This window comes from Brucella sp. (assembly GCF_032066345.1).
Lineage (GTDB): Bacteria > Pseudomonadota > Alphaproteobacteria > Rhizobiales > Rhizobiaceae > Brucella > Brucella pseudogrignonensis.
Genome location: NZ_DAMBKZ010000001.1, coordinates 356,381 through 376,729, shown reverse-complemented (window position 1 = coordinate 376,729; position 20,349 = coordinate 356,381). Strand labels below are relative to the sequence as shown.

The window sequence follows — 20,349 nt, the reverse complement described above, 5'->3', positions numbered from 1 at the left end:
GGCTTTTTTGTTTCAAGCTTAGTATCTTATTGCTCAAGTCGAGCGAGCAGAGAGGAGGTATCCCAGCGACCGCCGCCGATCTTCTGCACTTCCTTATAGAACTGATCAACAAGGGCTGTTACCGGAAGAAGCGCGCCGTTGCGGTTGGCTTCCTCAAGGCAAATCCCAAGATCCTTGCGCATCCAGTCAACGGCGAATCCAAACTCATATTTGCCTTGGTTCATCGTGTTATGACGATTTTCCATCTGCCAGGAGCCTGCAGCTCCTTTGGAAATAACGGCAACCAGTTTCTCGATATCGAGACCAGCTTTTTTGCCAAAGTGAATACCTTCCGCCAGTCCTTGCACCAGACCTGCGATGCAAATCTGATTGACCATCTTGGCAAGTTGTCCAGAGCCAACAGGCCCCATAAGCCCGACCGAGCGCGCATAGGATTCAATGATCGGCTTTGCTTTTTCAAAGACCGCCTCTGATGCGCCGACCATAACCGTAAGGACGCCGTTTTCAGCTCCAGCTTGACCGCCGGAAACTGGCGCATCTATGAAGTGAAAACCGCGCTTTTGCGCTTCCGCGTCAAGCTCGCGTGCAACTTCGGCTGAAGCTGTCGTGTTATCGATGAACACGGCATTCTTTTTCATTGTTGCAAAGGCGCCGTTCGGCCCGGTTGTCACTTCACGCAGATCGTCGTCGTTGCCCACGCAGCTGAAAACAAAATCTGCATCACGAGCTGCTTCCGCCGGGGTGGCCGCATGATTTCCACCAAACTGTTCTGCCCACTTGGAAGCTTTTGCACTTGTTCGATTATAAACGGTAACGTCGTAGCCGCCCTTGGTTTTCAGGTGACCAGCCATTGGATAGCCCATCACGCCGAGGCCGAGGAAGGCCACTTTAATTGCTGTCATTGTCAGATACCTCCGGAGGGAATGCGTAGAAACATCGATTAGGTGAGGGGTGTCATCACTGCCTTGCGATAGGCTGCACGCTGCGTAAGACGCTGATACCAGCCTTCAAGGCGCGGCATTGAGGGGCGTGTGATGGGTAATTCGAACCAAGCATAGGCATAGCAACCAAGTGGAATATCACCTATGCCGAAATTATCGCCGGAAAACCACGGTTGTACGGCAAGTGCTTCTTCCGCAATTTGGAGCGATCGAGTCATGCCTTCAATGCCGCGCTGCAAAATCGCTGGATCGCGCTTGTCTTCAGGTAAACGGATCAGATGCATCATCACATCTCGGAAATCGCCAAACAGGGTGGTCGACGACCAATCCATCCACTTTTCAGCTTGGGCGCGCTTGGCAGGATTTTCGATCCATAAGCTGCCATTGGCGCGGCTAGCTGCAAGATAGCGTACAATGACGTTGGATTCCCAAAGTGTTGTGTCACCATCCTGTAGAAGTGGAATGAGGCCGTTGGGGTTTAGCGCAAGAAAGTCGGCATCCTGTAAGCCGCCAAATGGACCGCCAATGTTGACCTGTTCATATTCAAGGCCAAGCTCTTCAGCCGCCCAAAGCGCTTTTCTTACATTGGTGGAATTAATTCGACCCCAGATTTTCAGCATGATGTAGCCTATCGCATTGCTATGAAAACGCGCGGGCAGCGCATTTGAATAAGTATGCATTTAAAGCAGATCGCCCCCGGTAGCTGCAAGGCTAACGGGGGCGATAAATTTTCTTTTGTTTCGATGATTAGCGGACCAAATGTCTTGTCAGTCGCCGTTCAATGAAATCCCATATATGTCGCAAACACTCGACGATCAGCAGATAAATAACTGCCGCCCAGAGGTAGGTCTGGAAGTCGAATGTGCGCGAATAAGCACGGCGCGTTTCACCCATCAGATCGAGGATCGTGATGATCGAGACAATCGCAGAACCTTTAATCATCAGAATGATTTCATTGCCGTAAGGACGCAGAGCCACGATCAGTGCCTGAGGCAGAATGACCTTCCAGAATGTTACGCGTTTGGAAATACCAAGCGCTGCTGCACCTTCCCATTGCCCGAGAGCCACACTCTGAATCGCACCGCGAAGAATTTCGGCCTGATAGGCAGCTGTATTGAGCGAGAATGCGAGGATAGCGCAATTCCAAGCGTCCCGGAAAAACACCCAGAGACCAATGCTTTCAAGAAACGGACGGAACGTACCGAAGCCGTAATAGATCAAGAATGTCTGCGCGAGCAGTGGCGTGCCGCGGAAGAAGTAGACATAGCCAAACGCAATGCCACGCAACCAGCGATTATTGGACATACGCGCTGCGGTAATTGGCAGGGAAAGCAGCGCACCGATGACGATAGACACTGCAACCAGTTGCAGCGTCGTCAGCAGACCCGACCAATAACGCGGCGCATAGGTTTCAAAAAGATCGATGCGCCACGTATTATAAAGATAAATGGCAAGTCCTGCGAAAAGCAGAGCCCAGAAGGCTACGATGAGGTGGCCAGCGATGCGGATGCCTGTCCAGCTTTTAACGACTGGCGGCGGTGCGAGAACTTCTGCTGCGCCTCGTGATGTGATCTCACTCATGATCATGCACCCCGCGACGCATTGTTGCCGGCATCAGCCCAACGAGCGATGCGGTTGATGAAGTAGGACGAAATGATCGCAAGGCCGAGATAGAGAAGACAAGCCACGCCGAAGAACAGGAATGGCTCTTTCGTAACGCGTGCTGCAATCGAAGTCTGGCGCAAGATGTCTGACAAAGTGATCACGGATACCAGAGACGTATCCTTCAGCAGAACGAGCCAGAGATTGGCGAGACCCGGAAGGGCGATACGGATCAGCTGTGGAAGCACGACTTTGCGCATGGTCTGCCAATGGGAAAGACCGACAGCATAGCCGCCCTCATATTGACCGCGCGGGATCGCACGAAATGCGGACAGGAAGACTTCACTCGAATAGGATGAAAACACGAAACCAAGCGCCACCATACCGGCGGCAAAAGCATTGATTTCAACATTTGCATCAACGCCAAACAGACTAAGTAGGCGCTGCAAGCCCAAAGATGCACCAAAATAAACCAGGAAGAGCGTCAGAAGCTCAGGCAGTCCGCGGAAAATGGTGGTGTAGATATTGCTGGCGAGTCGGATGGATGGTTCTTGTGATTGTTTGCCCAAGGCAACAAGAAATCCGAGCGCGAGGCCGACTGGCAGAGTTGCTATTGCCAAAGATATCGTGACCAGAAGGCCCCAGGCAATACTCATCCCCCAACCGTCGGGACCGAAACTTAACAAGGTGGCGTAGTGTTCCATGCGCCTAATCTCTTCCTAGGGCTTCTCAGGTCTGCGAGTAGCAAAGCCCGATAACTTTTGAAGTTTCTCTTTATAGCCCAAATAGTTACGCCGGCTTACTTGGGAGTAAACCGGCGTTTTGATGTTAAAATATCTTAGTTTTCTGCACCGTAAGCGTCGAAATCAAAGTACTTGTCGTTGACTTCCTTGTACTTACCGTTTGCGCGGATCGCTTTGATTGCTTCGTTGAACTTTTCAATCAGCTCAGGGCGACCCTTTTTGAAGGCAACGCCAGCACCAGGACCGTGAATCTCGATCACTGGAGGGAAGGTGCCAACCATCTTACAGCAAGCGCCATCTGGCGTCTTCAGCCATTCAGCCAAAGTCACGCTATCATCGTTGACGGCATCGAGGCGACCGTTCGCGAGATCAAGACGATATTCTTCGGCTGTCGGATAAGCCTTGATGGTGCTGTCGGTGAAGGTCTTTTCCGAATAGTTTGCGTGCGTGGTCGAAACCTGAACACCAATCGTCTTGCCAGCGAGATCTTCCTTGGTCACGCCCTTGATGTCCGTGTCCTTAGGTGCGGCGATACCTGGAGGTGTGTTGTAATACTTGTTCGAGAAGTCGACCTGCTTCTTGCGCTCATCCGTAATGGACATGGATGCGATGAAGGCATCGAATTTGCCGGACTGAAGGGCTGGAATAGCGCCGTCCCACTCCTGGGTGACGAACTCGCATTCAGCCTTCATTTCTTCGCAGAGCGCTCTGGCGATATCGACGTCGAAGCCCGACAGCGTGCCATCTGGCTTGATAAAGTTAAACGGAGGATACGCACCTTCCGTGCCGATCTTGAGCTTCAGTGGTTCCTGAGCGGTCGCAGTGCCTGCGGTCATGGAGCCAATGGTAATTGCAAGTGCTGCAACTGATGCTGCTGCGGCGATACGCTTTAATACGCGCATTCTAAGTCCTCTCGTTTGTTAAGGCTGGTTCCCTGATTATTCTTCTGGTTCAGCCGCTTCAAGGTACACTGTCATTCTAAACTTTAAGTAGCAATTCTGACAGTGAATCCCTTGTTGTCTACAATTAGATGCTAGAGCTGACAACGCGCAATATTTTTTCGCACTTATGCCCAATCATCCGCCCGTAATCTGATATTCCCACCATTTTCCATGTCATGGCAATACGGCTAGAGTAATTTAATTGTGCATGCAAAAAGGCTGATTTAAAAGGATATCCGTGCCATATCTGCGCTTGGTAGAATTTTACCCTATCGTTTAACGTTTATACGGGGAAATTCTCAAAGCTCCATCAGCTCTACGATGAAATCGGCAATTTCTTCAATTTTATCGATATGGAAAACGGGCAATCTTTCATCATTGGAGAGATGGTCACTGGCCAGTGCAACGATGCTCGGATCATCGTCAGAAAGCGGTGGTCCATCATGCCCGCCGCTACGCCTCAGCTCGATCTTCCTATGAGATTCGCGCTTATAGCCCTCGATCAAAACGAGATCGCATGGGGCCAGCTTGCGAACGATGGCTTGTAGCGAAGGTTCTTCTTCACCCATGTTTTCATGCATAATCGCGTAGCGAGCTGATGAGACTATGGCGACTTCGGAAGCCCCGGCATTTCTGTGTCGCCACGAATCCGTACCGACGTGATCAATATCGAAGTTATGGTGAGCGTGTTTCACGGTCGAAATTTTATAACCGCGCTTGGTCAGTTCCTGAACCAGCCGTTCGGTCATGGTGGTCTTGCCCGAGTTTTTCCAGCCGGTGATACCGAATAGTTTATGGGTCATCTCAGAGCCTCATTCAGCCGTTTTGCTTCAGCAAGATCGTCTGGTGTGTTGATGTTGAAGAACGGATCAAATGTTTCGCCATTGGCAAGTTGTACCAAAGGGAATTCTACCTCTTCAAAACCGATATGCCGTGCGAAAGCAAAGACACTGGCTTTTTCAGCCTGTGCCAACCAGTCATTGAGCGGCTGCGCCAAATCAGTTTTCCATAGCCCGAAGATTGGATGAACACGTCCGCCTGAACTCGCCAGCACGATAGAAGCCCCTGTTTTCTTTTGTCTTTCACAAAGTTGAGTCGCAAGATCGAGTGGAAGAAAGGGGCTGTCAGCTGCGACGCTCAACAGAAACGGGAACCCAGATGCATATTCGAATGCTGTTCGAAGACCGACAAGCGGCCCACCATGAGCGGAGGGCAAATCTGAGACAATTGGAGTATTGAGCTTTGCTAGACGGTTAGGGTCGCCATTCGCATTGACAAAGGGGTTGCTCACCTGTGGCGAAAGCCTTGAAGCGACGTGTTCAATTATCGTTTGGGAATCAAGTGATAGGAGAAACTTGTCGCCTGCGATGCCACCTTCCTGCATACGGCTGGATAAGCCGCCTGCGATGATAACCCCTGCAAGTCTGATCCCGTCTGGTGTCACGACGGCTCTACTCCTGTCGGTGTTGTGGCCAAGGTGCTCTTGTTCTGTTCGCGTCTTTTGCGAATGTTCTCGCGGTAAACCATATAGATACCGCTGCCAACGACAAGGATTGAGCCGGCAATTGTGTAGGAGTCCGGGGCTTCGTTGAAAACGACGGTGCTCAACAAAATGGCCCATAACAGGCTCGAATAACGGAATGGCGATACGAAAGAGATTTCGCCTTCACGCATCGCCATGATGATAAAATGATAACCTACCAGCAATAGCCCGGCGGCCAGCGCCATAATCAGCACTGGTCCAATACCAACCGGTTGCCATCCGCCCATCGGGTGAATGAGCCCTCCGCCTGTCAATGCTATGGCGCCAGCAGTCAGCGTTGAGAGATAAAGGGTAGGGACATGCGCTGGCACGCGACGCGTTGCGATATCCCGCATAGCCGCGAAGCAAACGCTGGATAGCAAAATTCCGACGGCTGCGAGACTGGCGGAACTATCGGTGCCGGGGCGGATGATGATGATAACCCCCACAAGGCCAAAGGAAATACACATCCAGCGCCGCCAGCCGACTTTTTCGTTGAGGAAAAGAACAGCGCCAAGGGTTACGACCAAAGGGGTTGCCTGAAAAACTGCAGAGCAGAAAGCCTGCGAAAGGTGACCAAGAGAAAAGATATAGGTGACTGTCGCTAAAACCTCGCCGAGAACGCGAAGAACGGTCATTAAATCCAAAGAGAGGTTGCGAAGGGCGCCGTTGCGCCAGGCGAGTAAGCCAATTGCAATTGTCGCGAATATGCCCCGGATGAACATATACTGACCGCTATTCATCTGGGTCAGCAGATATTTCGTCATAGTATCGCCGATGGTGAATGTACCCATAGCGAGAAGCATAAAAATACTTGCACGGAAGTTTGCTGACTGCGGCACGATATGAAATCCGGTTTAGGATTGTATATCGCTATCGTATCATTTGGATTCGGTCCAATTTATACTTGTTGCAAATCCATCTAAATTATTTATCCGCCGGTAAGGCTCATATGGCGTGCGACTGCCGGGCGATTATGGTCGCGATCAATAATGAAATCGTGGCCCTTGGGCTTTCTTGAAATGGCTTCGTCAATCGCATCGTTGAGAACGCTGTCACCTTCACTTGCACGCACTGCGGCACGCAAGTCTGCATCATCATTCTGGCCAAGGCACATATAAAGCATACCTGTGCAGGTGAGGCGCACGCGATTGCAGCTCTCGCAGAAATTATGCGTAAGTGGCGTGATGAAACCGAGACGCCCACCCGTTTCTGCAATCGTGACATAGCGGGCAGGGCCGCCGGTGCGATACGGGATATCGGACAGGGTGAACTGTTGGCCGAGGTCGTCGCGGAGCTGCGAAAGCGGGAGATACTGATCGGTACGATCAAATTCGATTTCGCCCATCGGCATGGTTTCGATCAGGGTCATGTCCATGTCGCGGCCATGCGCCCAGCGGATCAGTTCAGGAATTTCAAATTCATTGAAATTCTTGAGTGCTACCGCGTTGATTTTGACGCGAATGCCAGCCTTTTGCGCGGCCTCGATGCCTTCGATGACGCGGTTAAGATCGCCCCAGCGGGTAATCGTGCGAAATTTTTCAGGATCAAGCGTGTCCATAGAGACATTGATGCGCCGTACGCCGCAATCTGCGAGTTCGTCGGCATAGCGCGCAAGCTGTGAACCATTGGTAGTTAGCGTCAGCTCGTCCAGCGCACCTGTCTTCAGATGCCGCGAAAGCTCGCGAATGAGATGCATGATATTCTTGCGAACAAGCGGTTCACCGCCTGTCAGACGCAGTTTACGAACGCCCTTCTCGATAAATGCGCTGCAGATGCGGTCGAGTTCTTCCAGTGTCAGCAGATCTTTTTTCGGCAGGAAAGTCATGTGTTCCGCCATGCAGTATGTGCAGCGGAAATCGCAACGGTCTGTAACGGAAACGCGCAAATAGGTGATGGCACGCCCGAACGGATCAATCATTTGTCCGGTCGGGGAAACAACAGGCAGTGTTTGAGAACGTTGCATAGAGTAAGCCATTGTTTCCACATGCTGCAGAGCCTGTCTGCATCTTAGTCCTAGAGATAGGTTCCGCGAAGCGCTTTGTCCAGTTTACACCTTGGTATAGCAGCTTCAAGCAAGAGCACATTAATCAAACAGATCGAACCCTTGGCACTTCTCATAATGGATAAAGATCAATATCTCTTTGATTTGACGCAATTCGAAGCGGCTACTGCAGTATTTATATGCAAGCCGTCATATATTGCAGAATGAAACGCCGCTGGAATGACGGAGAACAATTATGAGTGATGTCTGGCCTACCGAATTGCGGGTCTCTAAGGATCGCAAGCTTTTGACGGTGGCTTTTGAAAGCGGTGAACGTTTTGAGCTGACTGCAGAACTTTTGCGGGTTCTGTCACCTTCAGCGGAAGTGCAGGGGCATTCACCTGAACAACGCGTGACGGTCGGTGGCAAGCGCGAAGTCGAAATCATGCGCATGGACCCGATTGGCAATTATGCCGTCCGCATCACCTTTGACGACATGCACGATACCGGGCTGTTCTCATGGACCTATCTTCATAAGCTGGGCACCGAGAAAGACACGCTTTGGCAGACTTATCTGGACGAGCTTGCGGAAAAAGGTCTGAAACGCGATCCGCGATGAGGAAAACGGCGGACTTTATTTTTTGCGCATCCCGAAAACCGCTGCACAGTTTTCGGGATGCGCTTAAGCCGCTCTTTATTCTTTAACCGAGATTGAGTTCCTTGAAGAAGTCGTTGCCCTTATCATCGATGACGATAAAGGCTGGGAAGTCGACGACTTCAATACGCCAGATGGCTTCCATGCCTAGCTCTGGATATTCGACAACCTCGACCTTCTTGATACAGTCTTGCGCAAGACGAGCGGCTGGGCCACCAATCGAGCCAAGATAGAAGCCGCCATGCGTGCCACAGGCTTCGCGAACCTGACGCGAACGATTGCCCTTGGCCAGCATCACCATCGAGCCACCGAACGACTGGAACTGATCGACATAAGAATCCATACGACCAGCAGTGGTTGGGCCGAACGAACCAGATGCGTAGCCGGTTGGTGTCTTGGCCGGGCCTGCATAATAGATCGGATGGTTCTTGAAATAATCCGGCATAGCTTCGCCGTTTTCCAGACGTTCGCGGATTTTCGCATGCGCGAGATCGCGCGCAACAATAATCGATCCGGTCAAGGAAAGCTGCGTCTTTACCGGATGCTTCGACAATTCCTTGAGAATGTCTTCCATCGGTTGATTGAGGTCTATCTTGACCACATGTGACGACAACTTTTCTTCGTCGATTTCCGGCATATATTGTGCTGGATTGGTTTCAAGCTGCTCTAGGAAAATACCTTCCTTGGTGATCTTTCCTTTGGCCTGACGATCAGCCGAGCAGGAAACACCGAGGCCAATCGGCAGCGATGCGCCGTGACGTGGCAGACGGATAACGCGCACATCATGGCAGAAATACTTGCCACCAAACTGCGCACCAACGCCGAGCGACTGCGTCAGTTTGTGGATTTCAGCTTCCATTTCCAGATCACGGAACGCATGGCCGTTATCGGAGCCTTCGGTTGGAAGCTCATCGAGATAGCGGGTGGAAGCGAGCTTCACCGTCTTCAGGTTCATTTCAGCCGAAGTGCCACCAATGACAATCGCCAGATGATAAGGCGGGCAGGCGGCTGTTCCGAGACTGAGGATCTTATCCTTAAGGAAGTCGATCATGCGGTCATGCGTCAACAGCGATGGCGTTCCTTGAAACAGGAACGTCTTGTTAGCCGAACCGCCGCCCTTGGCAACAAACAGGAATTTGTAGGCGTCTTCGCCTTCTTCGTAGATGTCTATCTGCGCAGGCAGATTGTTCTTGGTGTTCTTTTCCTCGAACATCGACAGTGGAGCGAGCTGCGAATAGCGTAGATTCTTCTTATTATAGGCATCGAGCACGCCAGCACCCAAAGCATCGGCATCGCCACCTTCGGTCCAGACGCGACGGCCCTTCTTGCCCATGATGATCGCTGTGCCCGTATCCTGACACATAGGTAGAACGCCGCCCGCTGCAATATTTGCGTTCTTCAAGAGATCATAAGCCACGAAGCGGTCGTTATCGGTTGCTTCGGGGTCCTTCATGATATTTGCGAGCTGTTGCAAATGGCCTGGGCGCAGAAGGTGATTGATGGCAGCAAAGGCAGCTTCCGAAAGGATGCGCAGCCCTTCAGCGTCGACGCTCAGAATTTCCTGTCCCTTAAACGTATCGACCGATACATGATCGGAAGTCAGTTTGCGGTAAGGGGTTTTGTCTTCGCCAAGTGGGAATAGATCGGCGGCGCTTGCTTCTGCCATTGTGGTACCTCGCTTGCTTGCCTGCCGCATCCAAGTGCCGCCTTCGGCCCAACGGATGCGCTCCGTGATTCAGCCCTGACAAAGTCAGGGGCATATTCTGCGGGGCTTTTAGCGCGATGCAGGGCGGAATCCACTGCGGCACATTGTTCTGTTCGACACGAACGGAGCTCGAGTGTGTCCGCAAAATCGCTTTTCAAGAAAAATTGATAGAGTTGGACGCAAAATAATAGGAGGATGCGTTAACGTTAAAAGATTCTATACGAGATTCATCAATTCTATGGGCAAAGATTGACGCGGCTTCGCTTAATAGCGGTTGCATTGAATTGGCGGTTGGAATGCAGTTCTCCAGAAATTTGAATCGGAACATTAAAGATAATCGCAAGCGCGGTCCTTATGTCCGTAACGCGATGGCTTTCGCACTGGCAGCATCGACACTTTTCTCGACAGCGCAGGCGCAGGCAGCTAACTCTCTGCTTGAGCTGTTCCAGCAGCGTCGTCAGCAACAGGCGCAGCCGGTTCAGCCGCCTGTGCAGGTCGCGCCAGCACCAAATACTGCTAAGCCAGTTTCCGTGCCGAGAGCTGCCGTGCCGCCAGCACAGCGCGTCACGGTTAAAGGACCGCAGATCTACAATTATAAGCCGGATGCTTTGATCAAGGTCGATTTCAGCGCTCTTGATATGCAGGTGACAGCGGCAGTTGATCCCGCGCGCGTCGATCCTCTGACATCGGGAATGTCGCCGATTGGTCCGGTAAAAAAGACTGACGAATCCCAGGGTGAGCTCGCTTTCGATGCCGCAACGGATTATCTGAAGACCGTCGATGTCAAAGCGGAAAAGCAAATTGCTGAAGCTATCGTCAGCTTCTATTCCGAAAAACGCACCTTTCTTTGGTCAGCAGACAACAAGGCGCTTGATAAAGCCCGCAATGTTGCAGCCTTTTTTGCTCAGGCTGACGATGATGGTCTGAACCCGGAAGAATATGCCGTCGCTATTCCTGGCGATCATTTCGAAGAAGCACAGCTTGCCGAACGTCAGCAAAAACTTGCTGACTTTGAAATTCGCATGTCTGCGCGTGCATTGCGCTATGCAATTGATGCGGGCGAGGGCCGTGTGATTGCAGACCGCCTCAGTGGTTTTTATGATCTGCCGCGTAATCGCGTCGATCCTAAAGCCGTTCTGGCCCGTCTGGCATCTGAAACCGACCCGGTTACTTATCTGAAAAGCTTCCAGCCGAATAACCAAGCCTATGCTTCATTGAAGCGTGAACTGGCTAATACGGAAGCGCCAGCTGGCGAACCTATTCGCATTTCGCTTGATAAAGCTATTCGTCCGGGTGATTCCAGCGATCAGCTTGCAAATGTTGTCGCGCTCATCACGAGACATGCTCCAGCTAGCTATCTGGAACAGCATCGCAATGTTCTGCAGGCTCACGCAGATGGAAGCATCTATGATCCGGAACTGGCCGCTGCCATCAAGGATTACCAGAAGCTTTCAGGCAGCACGCCCGATGGCATCATTGGTAAGAACACGATTGCAGCCCTTCAAGGCGAGCAGGATTCGGTGAAGCGTGATCGCATTCTCTATTCGATGGAACGCCTGCGCTGGCTGCCACATGATTTCGGCTCGCGTTACGTGATGGTCAATCAGCCATCCTACCGCGCCGAATATTTTGAAGACGGCAAAGAAAAGCTGGCCATGAATGTGGTCATCGGTTCGCCAACCCATCAGACCTATTTCTTCTATAACAAGGTCCAGACGGTTGTTTTCAATCCATCCTGGGGCGTGCCGCGTTCGATTATTCTGAACGAAATGCTGCCAAAGGTGATGCGTGATACGAGCTATCTCGATCGCAACGGCTACGAAGTTTATGTCGGCGGCAAGAAGGTTTCGGCGAGCGCTGTAAACTGGAGTGCAGTTGCTGCAGGCAAGGCACATGTCGGCATCCGCCAGAAGCCAAGTCTCGATAATGCTCTGGGCGAACTGAAAATTCTTTTCCCGAACGCTCATGACATTTACATGCATGACACTCCGGCGAAATCCTATTTCAGCCGCGATATGCGTGCCTTGAGTCATGGCTGCATCCGTCTGGAGCGCCCGCGCGATATGGCAGCCGCAGTACTTGGTAAGCCGGTTGAAGAGCTGAGCAAATATTTCGGTAAGGACGAACGCGGCTTGAAGGTTGCTAATCCGGTTCCGGTCTATATCGCTTACTTCACGGCTTGGCCTGATGCCAATGGCAACGTTCGATACTTCAGCGATGTTTACGACCGTGACGCGGGTATGCAGAAAGCTTTCGATAAGACGGCAGAGTCACGCATGGCCGCTCTTTGAGCGGTCGGCGGTAACTCGGCTAAAGAATGTTTTTAACGAACAGTGCTGCTTGCATAGACAAATAACATCAAGAAAAAAGCGGACTTAGAGCATTTCCAGCAAAAGCGCGAAGCGTCTCCGCAGGGAAATCAGTTCGTCGGACTGATTTCTTTTCCTGCTGCGATGCGTCGGATACTGCCATAAAAACAAATAGATAGAGCGGTTCCAAAGATTCGGTATTAACTGGAACCGCTCTACCCCTCTTTTCGTTCTTAATTCTGAATGAAACAGGCTTTTCCGACACCGCGTGCTGGATCACCGAAAGCACGGTTGTCACATCGTACGCCATCACGGAATACGCGCTCTACAAAACGCCCTTTCGCTCCGTAACGAACGACCTTACGACCATAGAAATCGCAGAAGCCTTTTTCTTTTGCGCATTGCTGCCACTCGCCACGACGACGATCATCGCGTCTGTTATCACGCCAATCATCACGGCGATCGTCACGCCAATCATTTCGGCGATCATCACGACGATTGTCGCGCCAATCGTTGCGATGATCATCGCGTCGATCTTCATAACGATCACGGACAACGAATGAGCAGCTTTTCTGTGCGCCAGGGGCCGGATCACCGAAAACTTGATTTGAGCAGCGCACATTCGGACCATCGATAAACTGAGACGTGCCCCGGCCATTCGCGCCATAGATCACTTCAGTTGGATACGGAAGTCTGCAGGTTTCATTTTCACCGGCGCAACGCTGCAATTGCGCAGCTTCAGCGGGTGCAGGAGCAATTACGTACATAGATGCAATAAAAGCTGACATGCCTGCGACGAGGCTAAGTTTATTAGACAGAAGAGCTGCCATGGCTAACACCATTGTTTGAATGTCTGATGAGTTCTTATAGATTTCAGTTCTTGAACATAGAATGAACGGCGACTTACGTTTCAACTGGTCAATATCGCGAATGATTGTAAATATTTGAACGCAAATCGTGTAAAAATTCCAGATAGATAGTTCCCTTTTTTTGCTGAATCCGCAAGAGTGCGAATAGATGTTTCTCGTCAGCAAGGTCGTAAGAAAATGCATGGTGAATACAAGGTCCACGGTGGCAAGCTGGTTGTTATCGATCTCGAAGTTCAGGATAACAAACTGAGCCAGGTTCAGGTCGCGGGGGACTTTTTCCTCGAGCCTGCAGAAGCCCTTGATGACATTCGTGATGCATTGAACGGTTTGCCTGCGACTGCCTCATCGGAAGAAATTGCTAATGCGGTCCGCAAAGGACTTCGCCCAGACGCTTTCATGATCGGTTTCAGCCCTGAAGCTGTCGCTATTGCTGTGCGTCGCGCTCTTGGCGTTGCACGTACCTGGCGCGACTACGAATGGCAGATCATCGATATTCCGCCGCTGACGCCAACGATGCATCTCGCGCTTGACGAAGTTCTGGCGCGTGAAGTGGCCGCTGGACGCCGCGCGCCGACTTTGCGCTTTTGGGAGTGGGAGCGTCCATCCATTATCATCGGAGCGTTTCAGTCGCTGCGTAATGAAGTGGATATGGAAGCGACTGCTGAGCTCGGCGTCGAAACAGTTCGTCGCGTAACAGGCGGCGGCGCAATGTTTGTGGAGCCGGGCAACTCGATTACCTATTCTCTTTATGCGCCGGGTGAACTCGTGCGTGATATGAGTTTCGCCGATTCCTACGCATTCCTCGACGAATGGGTCCTGAAGTCGCTTAATTCGCTTGGCATCGACGCGTTTTATAAGCCGCTCAATGATATTTCGAGCTCGAAAGGCAAGATCGGTGGAGCGGCCCAGAAGCGCTATTCAGGCGGAACTGTTCTGCATCACGTCACCATGGCTTATGACATGGACGCCGAGAAAATGGTGAAGGTGTTGCGCATTGGCCGGGAAAAGCTGTCTGACAAGGGTACGGCCAGTGCGGTCAAACGCGTCGATCCTGTCCGCAGCCAGACGGGGTTGCCGCGCCGCGAAGTCATTGATCGCATGAAAGAGATGTTCGTTTCGTTGAATGGCGGTGTCACCGGGACGATAACACCGGAAGAATACGCAGCAGCCGAGAAGCTCATTGAAGAAAAATTTGCCACGAAGGAATGGCTGCATCACATTCCGTAAGCAAACATAGCTCGCAATGTCATCGCGCCGCGTGACAGCGGGGGCAAGCCATGTCATAGGGAGGCCAAGTTATCACAAGGCCTCCCACGCACATGATCCGCATCGACAGCATCAGCAAGTCCAACAGCCACCGTATTCTCTTTATCGAAGCTTCTGCCGCGTTGAATCGTGGGGAAAAAATAGGTCTCGTCGGCCCGAACGGTGCCGGTAAAACTACGCTTTTCCGCATGATTACCGGCGAAGAACTGCCCGATGAAGGGCAGGTGAATGTCGAAAAGGGCGTGACGATCGGCTATTTCAACCAGAATGTTGGTGAAATGGGTGGTCGTTCGGCTGTCGCGGAAGTTATGGAAGGCGCAGGTCCGGTCAGTGTTGTGGCCGCAGAGTTGCGCGAACTTGAAGCCGCGATGTGCGATCCTGATCGTCTTGACGAAATGGACGCGATTATCGAACGCTATGGCGAAGTGCAGGCCCGTTACGAAGAACTCGACGGCTATGGTTTGGATGGCCGTGCGCGCGAAGTGCTTGCGGGTCTGAGTTTCAGCCAGGAAATGATGGATGGCGATGTCGGCAAATTGTCCGGCGGCTGGAAAATGCGCGTGGCTCTCGCTCGCATTCTTCTCATGCGCCCCGACGTTATGCTTCTCGACGAACCGAGCAACCATCTCGATCTTGAAAGCCTTATCTGGCTTGAAGCTTTCCTTAAAAACTATGATGGCGCATTGCTGATGACCTCGCACGACCGCGAGTTTATGAACCGCATCGTGACCAAGATTATCGAAATCGACGGCGGCTCGCTCACGAGCTATTCCGGCGATTATGCCTTTTATGAAGGCCAGCGTGCACTGAACGAAAAGCAGCAGCAAGCGCAGTTTGAACGCCAGCAAGCAATGCTTGCCAAGGAAATCAAATTCATCGAACGCTTCAAGGCACGCGCATCACACGCATCTCAGGTACAGAGCCGTGTGAAGAAGCTTGAAAAGATTGATCGCGTGGAACCGCCACGTCGTCGCCAGACAGTGGCTTTCGACTTCGCACCAGCGCCACGATCTGGCGAAGATGTCGTGAGTCTCAAGGGTGTCAACAAAAGCTATGGAAGCCGCACGATTTATGACGGGCTGGATTTCATGGTTCGCCGTCGTGAGCGGTGGTGCATCATGGGCGTCAATGGTGCAGGCAAGTCGACATTGCTCAAGCTTGTCACCGGCACAACGGAGCCTGATCAGGGTATCGTCAATCTCGGTGCGAGTGTGAAGCTTGGCTATTTCGCACAGCACGCCATGGATATTCTCGACGGTGACAGCACCATTCTTGAATGGCTGGAACAGCGCTTTCCAAAGGCGGGGCAGGCGCCTTTGCGTGCACTCGCAGGCTGCTTCGGCTTTTCTGGCGATGATATCGAAAAGAAATGCCGTGTGCTTTCTGGCGGTGAGAAAGCGCGATTGGTCATGGCAGCAATGCTGTTTGATCCGCCAAATTTCCTTGTACTCGATGAGCCGACTAACCATCTGGATCTCGACACCAAGGAAATGCTCATTCGGGCCCTTTCCGCTTACGAAGGCACAATGCTTTTCGTATCGCACGATCGTCGCTTTTTGTCGGCGCTTTCCAATCGCGTATTGGAACTCACGCCGGACGGCATTCACCAATATGGTGGCGGCTATACGGAATATGTTGAAAGCACAGGCCAGGAAGCGCCGGGCTTACACGTTGGTTAAGAAAAGGCGGGAAATTTCCCGCCTTTTCTTTTGTCATATGCTTAGCGGTAAACAATGCCGCCATCAGTCAGGATAGCCTGTCCGGTAATATAATCTGAATCTGGACTCGAGAGGAACGATACCAGCGATGCAACGTCTTCCGGGGTCTGGGCGCGGCCAAGAGCAATGCCTTCCACATACTTCTTGTAGGTTTCGCCCTTTGGCGCGCCAGTGATTTCCGAGAAGCGCTCATCGATCTCAACCCACATATCGGTGCCGACGATGCCCGGGCAATAGGCATTCACCGTTATGCCTGCGCTCGCATATTCTTTAGCGGCGGCTTGAGTCAGCGCACGCACAGCGAATTTCGTAGCCGAATAAACACCCAGCATTGCGAAGCCATCATGGCCAGCAATCGACGAGGCATTAATAATCTTGCCCTTATGTCCGCGCGCTTTGAATTTGGCTGCTGCTGCCTGAATGCCCCACAGAACACCTTCGATATTGATTTTCAGGATACGGTCGACTTCTTCGGGCTTAACATCGGAAATAGGCTGAACCTGTGCGATGCCCGCATTGTTGACGATGACGTCGAAACCGCCGAGTTCCTTTTCTGCATGGTCAATTGCCGCGTAGACATCATCGCGTTTGCTTACATCTGCTGAGAACGTAGAGGCCTTGCGACCCAGTGCTTCAACTTCCTTTTTTACGGATTCTAGCTTGTCTGCTTTCAGGTCGACCAGTGCAATATCAAAGCCGTCTTTTGCAAGGCGCAGAGCAATACCGCGACCAATGCCCTGTGCTGCACCTGTGACCAATGCAACTTTAGCTGTGTTTGACATGATTTATCCTTTTCTGCTGTTAAGCTGATAAGCAGTCGGGAGAACTGCTGTTGTTCAAGCTGGCATTGCCAGATGACATGCACAAGACTGTAGAACGCCGTGCTTTCTGTTCATTGATCACAATCAAGTGCGCGCTAAATTATTGATGTGACAATCAGAAACAGCTTCTTAATTAGATTGGTAAGCAGTATAGTGGATTAAATTTATCAACTTTTAGAATGTGCCATGCGCTTCCGTTCCGACGACAGAAAAACATCCTCAAAAATTGAACTACAACGCCGTCGTTTTCTCGCGATATCAGCGATGGCTTTCGCTACAAGCTTGCTGCCATCGATGCTCTATGCCGAAGAGAGGCAATCTCTACGTATTGCGCTTGCAACTAGTGTTTCCAACCAAGCTGCGGAGGTGGCAGCTACTGAAGCAAAAGAGCAGGGGCTCGATGTCGAACTGATCGAATTCAGTGATTGGAATACGCCGAATACGGCAGTTGCCGATAAGACTGTTGACGCCAATCTTTTTCAACATATTCCCTATCTGGATTACACCAACTCCAAGACCGGAAACGGGCTCGTGCCGATAGCACCTGCTTTCAGCACGCCATTTGGGCTTTACTCGAAGAAATATTCAAAGCTCGAAGATCTTCCGGATAATGCACAGATCGCGTTTTCAGGCGATGTGATCAATACCGGCCGGTCGCTTCTTCTTCTGCAGAAGGCGGGCTTTCTGGAGTTGAAGCCAGACACAGATCATCGTGCGAGCCTCGAGGATGTTGTTATCTGGAAGAAACCGCTCAAGATCGTGCAACTGGACGGACCACAAGTCGCGCGATTACTGGACGAGGTGGATGCTGCGGCGACCTATCCCACTTTTGCAAAACTCGCAGGGCTGGAAGCGTCATCAGGACTGATCTTCGAGAACGAACCGATCTACGCCTTTCAGTTCGTCACGCGTCCGGAATTGCGAGATGATGTTCGATTGAAGAAGTTCATCGAGATTTATCAGAACTCACCCGCTGTTAAAGCAAAGCTGCAGGAGCTCTATGGCGATATGGTTTCGTTCCCGCGTTAAAGTGCGTAGAGCGCTTGCATCTGATCTCTGGTGGAACATGCGGTTTTTAGTGGTCATTTTGCCAAATAGACCATTGATGCAGAGACGTGGTTCAGCTAGAAACGCCTAGATTGAGGCGATCACGCCTCCCGGCGATGCACCCGTAGCTCAGCTGGATAGAGTGCTGCCCTCCGAAGGCAGAGGCCGTTGGTTCGAATCCAACCGGGTGCGCCATAAAATCAATGACTTAGCGGTTATTGGAAGATGTTCTAGAAATTAGTGTCACTACGGTGTCACTAGTTCGATCAGATGGTGACACTAGCCTGCATCCCGAATCGGATTAAAAGAAAACCCCGCTATAGGCGGGGCTCTTTGTGTTCACTTGTCAGAAGTCGATCTGACGGATTCTGAAAGCCGTTCGCTCGCCCAGGCATCCAGATCCTTTTTATGGTAAAGCGGAATGCGTCCGCTGTATTGCATGGCTGGCCCGCCGCCAATGCTGGCGAGCTTTCCAAGTGTCGAGTAAGCGATATCAATCCCGTGAACGGTCAACAGATATTCCGGGACGTCTTTTCTCCGCAGCCGTGGGCGCAGGTGTAACTGAGACGTTGAAAGGATGCTGTTGGTATGTGCTGTTTCGCTATTCATGGCTTTCTCTCCTATCAGTAGACGCTCGCTCTCTGGCATGTCCAAAGATTGCGCGATGAGATCTGAGCAACTGAATTTCTTGTGGTGTAAGTTGAAGCGCTGCCGTGTCACGGCTTTCGAATTGGCTCCGGATCATGTCCGCGATTGTCGATGAAACCGACCGATCGTTCGCCTTAGCTATTTCATTTATTCTCGCCAGCAAGTCGGTATCGAGTGTTAAGGGTATGCGTCTCTTGCCGGAGGTGGTTTCGTATCCTTCAGCGACCGACCGAAATCGTTGGGTATGCGCTCGTTTTTTGGTCATTTATCCAACGCCTCCAAAAATATACAGCGCAATCGATTAGTCTTTGGATGATAGTCGTCCGCCTCGAAATTTGTGATTTGTTCTGTTTGTGTTCACGGTGTAATACCTGCCGCCTGACAGGAGAGCGGCATGGCATATATCAGCACTAACAGGACGATTGGTGAGTGCATCAAGTACGGATACAGGATCACGGCTTACTGTAACGGCTGTCATCACAACGTTGCGCTTGACTTGCCCGCACTTGCTGAAAAGCTTGGCGAGGACCATGGCGCGTTGCACAATGATCTTGTTCCAAAGCTTCGCTGCGTTGAATGCAGAGGTAAGAACATCGGCATTATCCTGACCCACGAGAGTGCCGAGGTTGAAGGCATGGCCAAGTTTCCGAAGTATCCGACGCGGTAGGGCCATCACTCCCCGCCTTTCAGGGCTTGGCGACCTTCTGGCGTGATTTTGTAGAACACGAAGCCTTTTCGTGATCCATTTTTGACTATTGCTCTCTTTTTGATCAGCCTCTTAATCGGGGCCCACGAAATGGCGTTAAAGCTAAGCCCTCTGCCATTTTCGAAGTCGGCAATATTTGAAAGCATTAACCGTTGGGTGCGGGTCAGCTTCATTCGCTCTGCTCCCCTAGTGGGCTGGCGTTGAGCATGGCCCGCCAGATGTCGGATGCGTAAATATGACCGACGCCAATGGTTTCGTTTCGTCCAGCTTTGCACATCTCCCCTGTCGCATCGCCTAGTGCGGCGAGGATGGTTGATAGGATGCGTTCTGACGTTTCCTGAAGGGTTCTGCTGTACAAATTCCCATCCAAGATAAGTTCTTTCACTTCCTCAATCAGTTCGGCGCGTTCCTTACTCGCCATGGCTGGACCTCCCGCGAACAACGATTTGCGTTTTGGTGCGATAGATATAGAGCGAATAATCAACGCAGTCCTTGGTGAAGGCCACGCCATTCCTAAGCCCCATTCGATCCGGATATTGACGTACGAAATGAACCGCTAAGTTGGCCGCATAGGCCAAATCATGCTCATCAACGTTCACAAGCTTAATCGTTGCCATTCGATGCCTCCTTTGCGCGCAAGTCTCCCGGCTTGAACCCATCCGTGATGTAACCGTCATGCAGAAGGGTGATACATGGCTCAAGGCGTTCGGAACCGTAAGCCCGTCTCAATTCGAGACCGATAATCACGCCTTCGAAGCGGTCGCATTCCGCCGATGCATCACAGATAACTTCATCGCCAATATTGAAGCGCTTTAGATCGGGAATATTGAACATGCAGTTTTCCCGAGTAATTCGAACTCCATGGCGATGCC

At 51.5% G+C, this 20,349-nt stretch carries 23 protein-coding genes and 1 tRNA gene; 7 read left to right on the top strand and 17 right to left on the bottom strand.

The genetic code is table 11. The features are described 5' to 3' along the window. Positions 1-26: 26 nt before the first annotated feature. The 9 genes from RT142_RS02050 to moaA all read right to left on the bottom strand — a co-directional run bounded on the left by RT142_RS02050 (position 27) and on the right by moaA (position 7,715). A complete protein-coding gene (locus RT142_RS02050) occupies positions 27-902 on the bottom strand; it encodes an NAD(P)-dependent oxidoreductase (RefSeq protein WP_064320542.1) in 876 nt (291 codons plus the stop codon). A gap of 38 nt (positions 903-940) precedes the next feature. After that, positions 941-1,561, bottom strand: a complete 621-nt coding sequence (locus tag RT142_RS02045; protein WP_200635752.1) for a glutathione S-transferase family protein — start codon at positions 1,559-1,561, stop codon at positions 941-943. A 127-nt stretch (positions 1,562-1,688) separates the two neighbouring features. After that, entirely contained in the window at positions 1,689-2,522 is an 834-nt protein-coding gene (locus tag RT142_RS02040) for an ABC transporter permease (protein ID WP_007874829.1), read from the bottom strand. 2 nt (positions 2,523-2,524) lie between these two features. Then, positions 2,525-3,247 carry an ABC transporter permease gene (locus tag RT142_RS02035; protein ID WP_039859731.1) on the bottom strand — a complete coding sequence of 241 codons (723 nt, stop codon included), beginning with the start codon at positions 3,245-3,247 and terminating at the stop codon, positions 2,525-2,527. Between the two features lie 134 nt (positions 3,248-3,381). After that, complete coding sequence (locus RT142_RS02030) at positions 3,382-4,188, bottom strand: ABC transporter substrate-binding protein (RefSeq protein WP_007874831.1); 807 nt, start codon at positions 4,186-4,188, stop codon at positions 3,382-3,384. Between the two features lie 338 nt (positions 4,189-4,526). Further along, entirely contained in the window at positions 4,527-5,030 is a 504-nt protein-coding gene (gene mobB, locus RT142_RS02025) for a molybdopterin-guanine dinucleotide biosynthesis protein B (RefSeq protein ID WP_313026951.1), read from the bottom strand. Then, the gene (gene mobA, locus RT142_RS02020; protein ID WP_112804835.1) at positions 5,027-5,671 is read right to left on the bottom strand and encodes a molybdenum cofactor guanylyltransferase MobA; all 645 of its coding nucleotides are present in this window, start codon (positions 5,669-5,671) and stop codon (positions 5,027-5,029) included. Before mobA ends, mobB begins: the two co-directional genes overlap by 4 nt. Then, positions 5,668-6,555 (bottom strand): DMT family transporter, encoded by an 888-nt coding sequence (locus RT142_RS02015; RefSeq protein WP_051063913.1) that lies wholly within the window; start codon positions 6,553-6,555, stop codon positions 5,668-5,670. The genes mobA and RT142_RS02015 overlap by 4 nt, the downstream gene beginning before the upstream one ends. Before the next feature lie 125 nt (positions 6,556-6,680). Continuing rightward, entirely contained in the window at positions 6,681-7,715 is a 1,035-nt protein-coding gene (gene moaA, locus RT142_RS02010) for a GTP 3',8-cyclase MoaA (RefSeq protein ID WP_079211824.1), read from the bottom strand. A 274-nt stretch (positions 7,716-7,989) separates the two neighbouring features. Here moaA and RT142_RS02005 point away from each other — a divergent pair, with 274 nt between their 5' ends. After that, complete coding sequence (locus RT142_RS02005; RefSeq protein ID WP_064320546.1) at positions 7,990-8,352, top strand: gamma-butyrobetaine hydroxylase-like domain-containing protein; 363 nt, start codon at positions 7,990-7,992, stop codon at positions 8,350-8,352. A gap of 82 nt (positions 8,353-8,434) precedes the next feature. Here RT142_RS02005 and RT142_RS02000 read toward each other — a convergent pair whose 3' ends face one another. After that, entirely contained in the window at positions 8,435-10,054 is a 1,620-nt protein-coding gene (locus RT142_RS02000) for a fumarate hydratase (protein WP_313026944.1), read from the bottom strand. Between the two features lie 335 nt (positions 10,055-10,389). On the opposite strand from RT142_RS02000, the gene RT142_RS01995 reads away from it, so the two are divergent. Beyond that, positions 10,390-12,384: a murein L,D-transpeptidase gene (locus RT142_RS01995; RefSeq protein ID WP_313026942.1), complete on the top strand. Its 1,995-nt coding sequence runs from the start codon at positions 10,390-10,392 to the stop codon at positions 12,382-12,384. A 251-nt stretch (positions 12,385-12,635) separates the two neighbouring features. On the opposite strand, the gene RT142_RS01990 is transcribed toward RT142_RS01995, so the two are convergent. Further along, the gene (locus tag RT142_RS01990; RefSeq protein ID WP_313026939.1) at positions 12,636-13,454 is read right to left on the bottom strand and encodes a hypothetical protein; all 819 of its coding nucleotides are present in this window, start codon (positions 13,452-13,454) and stop codon (positions 12,636-12,638) included. Between RT142_RS01990 and RT142_RS01985 the strand changes: the two genes are divergently transcribed. Both RT142_RS01985 and abc-f read left to right on the top strand, forming a co-directional pair. After that, positions 13,449-14,498, top strand: coding sequence for a biotin/lipoate A/B protein ligase family protein (locus tag RT142_RS01985; protein ID WP_007874843.1), 1,050 nt, complete (start codon positions 13,449-13,451; stop codon positions 14,496-14,498). The two genes, RT142_RS01990 and RT142_RS01985, sit on opposite strands and share 6 nt — an antisense overlap. Before the next feature lie 92 nt (positions 14,499-14,590). After that, a complete protein-coding gene (abc-f, locus tag RT142_RS01980; RefSeq protein WP_064320548.1) occupies positions 14,591-16,216 on the top strand; it encodes a ribosomal protection-like ABC-F family protein in 1,626 nt (541 codons plus the stop codon). 41 nt (positions 16,217-16,257) lie between these two features. Here abc-f and RT142_RS01975 read toward each other — a convergent pair whose 3' ends face one another. Further along, complete coding sequence (locus tag RT142_RS01975) at positions 16,258-17,037, bottom strand: acetoin reductase (protein ID WP_113498784.1); 780 nt, start codon at positions 17,035-17,037, stop codon at positions 16,258-16,260. 303 nt (positions 17,038-17,340) lie between these two features. Between RT142_RS01975 and RT142_RS01970 the strand changes: the two genes are divergently transcribed. Together RT142_RS01970 and RT142_RS01965 are read left to right on the top strand one after the other, a co-directional pair. Further along, positions 17,341-18,105, top strand: a complete 765-nt coding sequence (locus tag RT142_RS01970; protein ID WP_313026928.1) for a MetQ/NlpA family ABC transporter substrate-binding protein — start codon at positions 17,341-17,343, stop codon at positions 18,103-18,105. Positions 18,106-18,241: 136 nt separating this feature from the next. Continuing rightward, positions 18,242-18,318: transfer RNA gene (locus RT142_RS01965), tRNA-Arg, on the top strand. A gap of 144 nt (positions 18,319-18,462) precedes the next feature. Here RT142_RS01965 and RT142_RS01960 read toward each other — a convergent pair. Beyond that, a complete protein-coding gene (locus RT142_RS01960) occupies positions 18,463-18,732 on the bottom strand; it encodes a hypothetical protein (RefSeq protein WP_313026926.1) in 270 nt (89 codons plus the stop codon). A gap of 433 nt (positions 18,733-19,165) precedes the next feature. On the opposite strand from RT142_RS01960, the gene RT142_RS01955 reads away from it, so the two are divergent. Next, on the top strand, positions 19,166-19,438 hold the full coding sequence (locus RT142_RS01955) for a hypothetical protein (protein WP_313026923.1): 273 nt from the start codon (positions 19,166-19,168) through the stop codon (positions 19,436-19,438). 5 nt (positions 19,439-19,443) lie between these two features. On the opposite strand, the gene RT142_RS01950 is transcribed toward RT142_RS01955, so the two are convergent. From RT142_RS01950 to RT142_RS01935, 4 genes are read right to left on the bottom strand one after another with little or no spacing between them, the layout of a single operon-like run. Beyond that, entirely contained in the window at positions 19,444-19,650 is a 207-nt protein-coding gene (locus RT142_RS01950; protein WP_313026922.1) for a hypothetical protein, read from the bottom strand. After that, positions 19,647-19,898: a hypothetical protein gene (locus tag RT142_RS01945; RefSeq protein WP_313026919.1), complete on the bottom strand. Its 252-nt coding sequence runs from the start codon at positions 19,896-19,898 to the stop codon at positions 19,647-19,649. Before RT142_RS01945 ends, RT142_RS01950 begins: the two co-directional genes overlap by 4 nt. Then, the gene (locus tag RT142_RS01940) at positions 19,888-20,094 is read right to left on the bottom strand and encodes a hypothetical protein (protein ID WP_313026917.1); all 207 of its coding nucleotides are present in this window, start codon (positions 20,092-20,094) and stop codon (positions 19,888-19,890) included. Before RT142_RS01940 ends, RT142_RS01945 begins: the two co-directional genes overlap by 11 nt. Then, positions 20,081-20,311, bottom strand: coding sequence for a hypothetical protein (locus tag RT142_RS01935; RefSeq protein ID WP_313026914.1), 231 nt, complete (start codon positions 20,309-20,311; stop codon positions 20,081-20,083). Before RT142_RS01935 ends, RT142_RS01940 begins: the two co-directional genes overlap by 14 nt. Positions 20,312-20,349 lie beyond the last annotated feature (38 nt).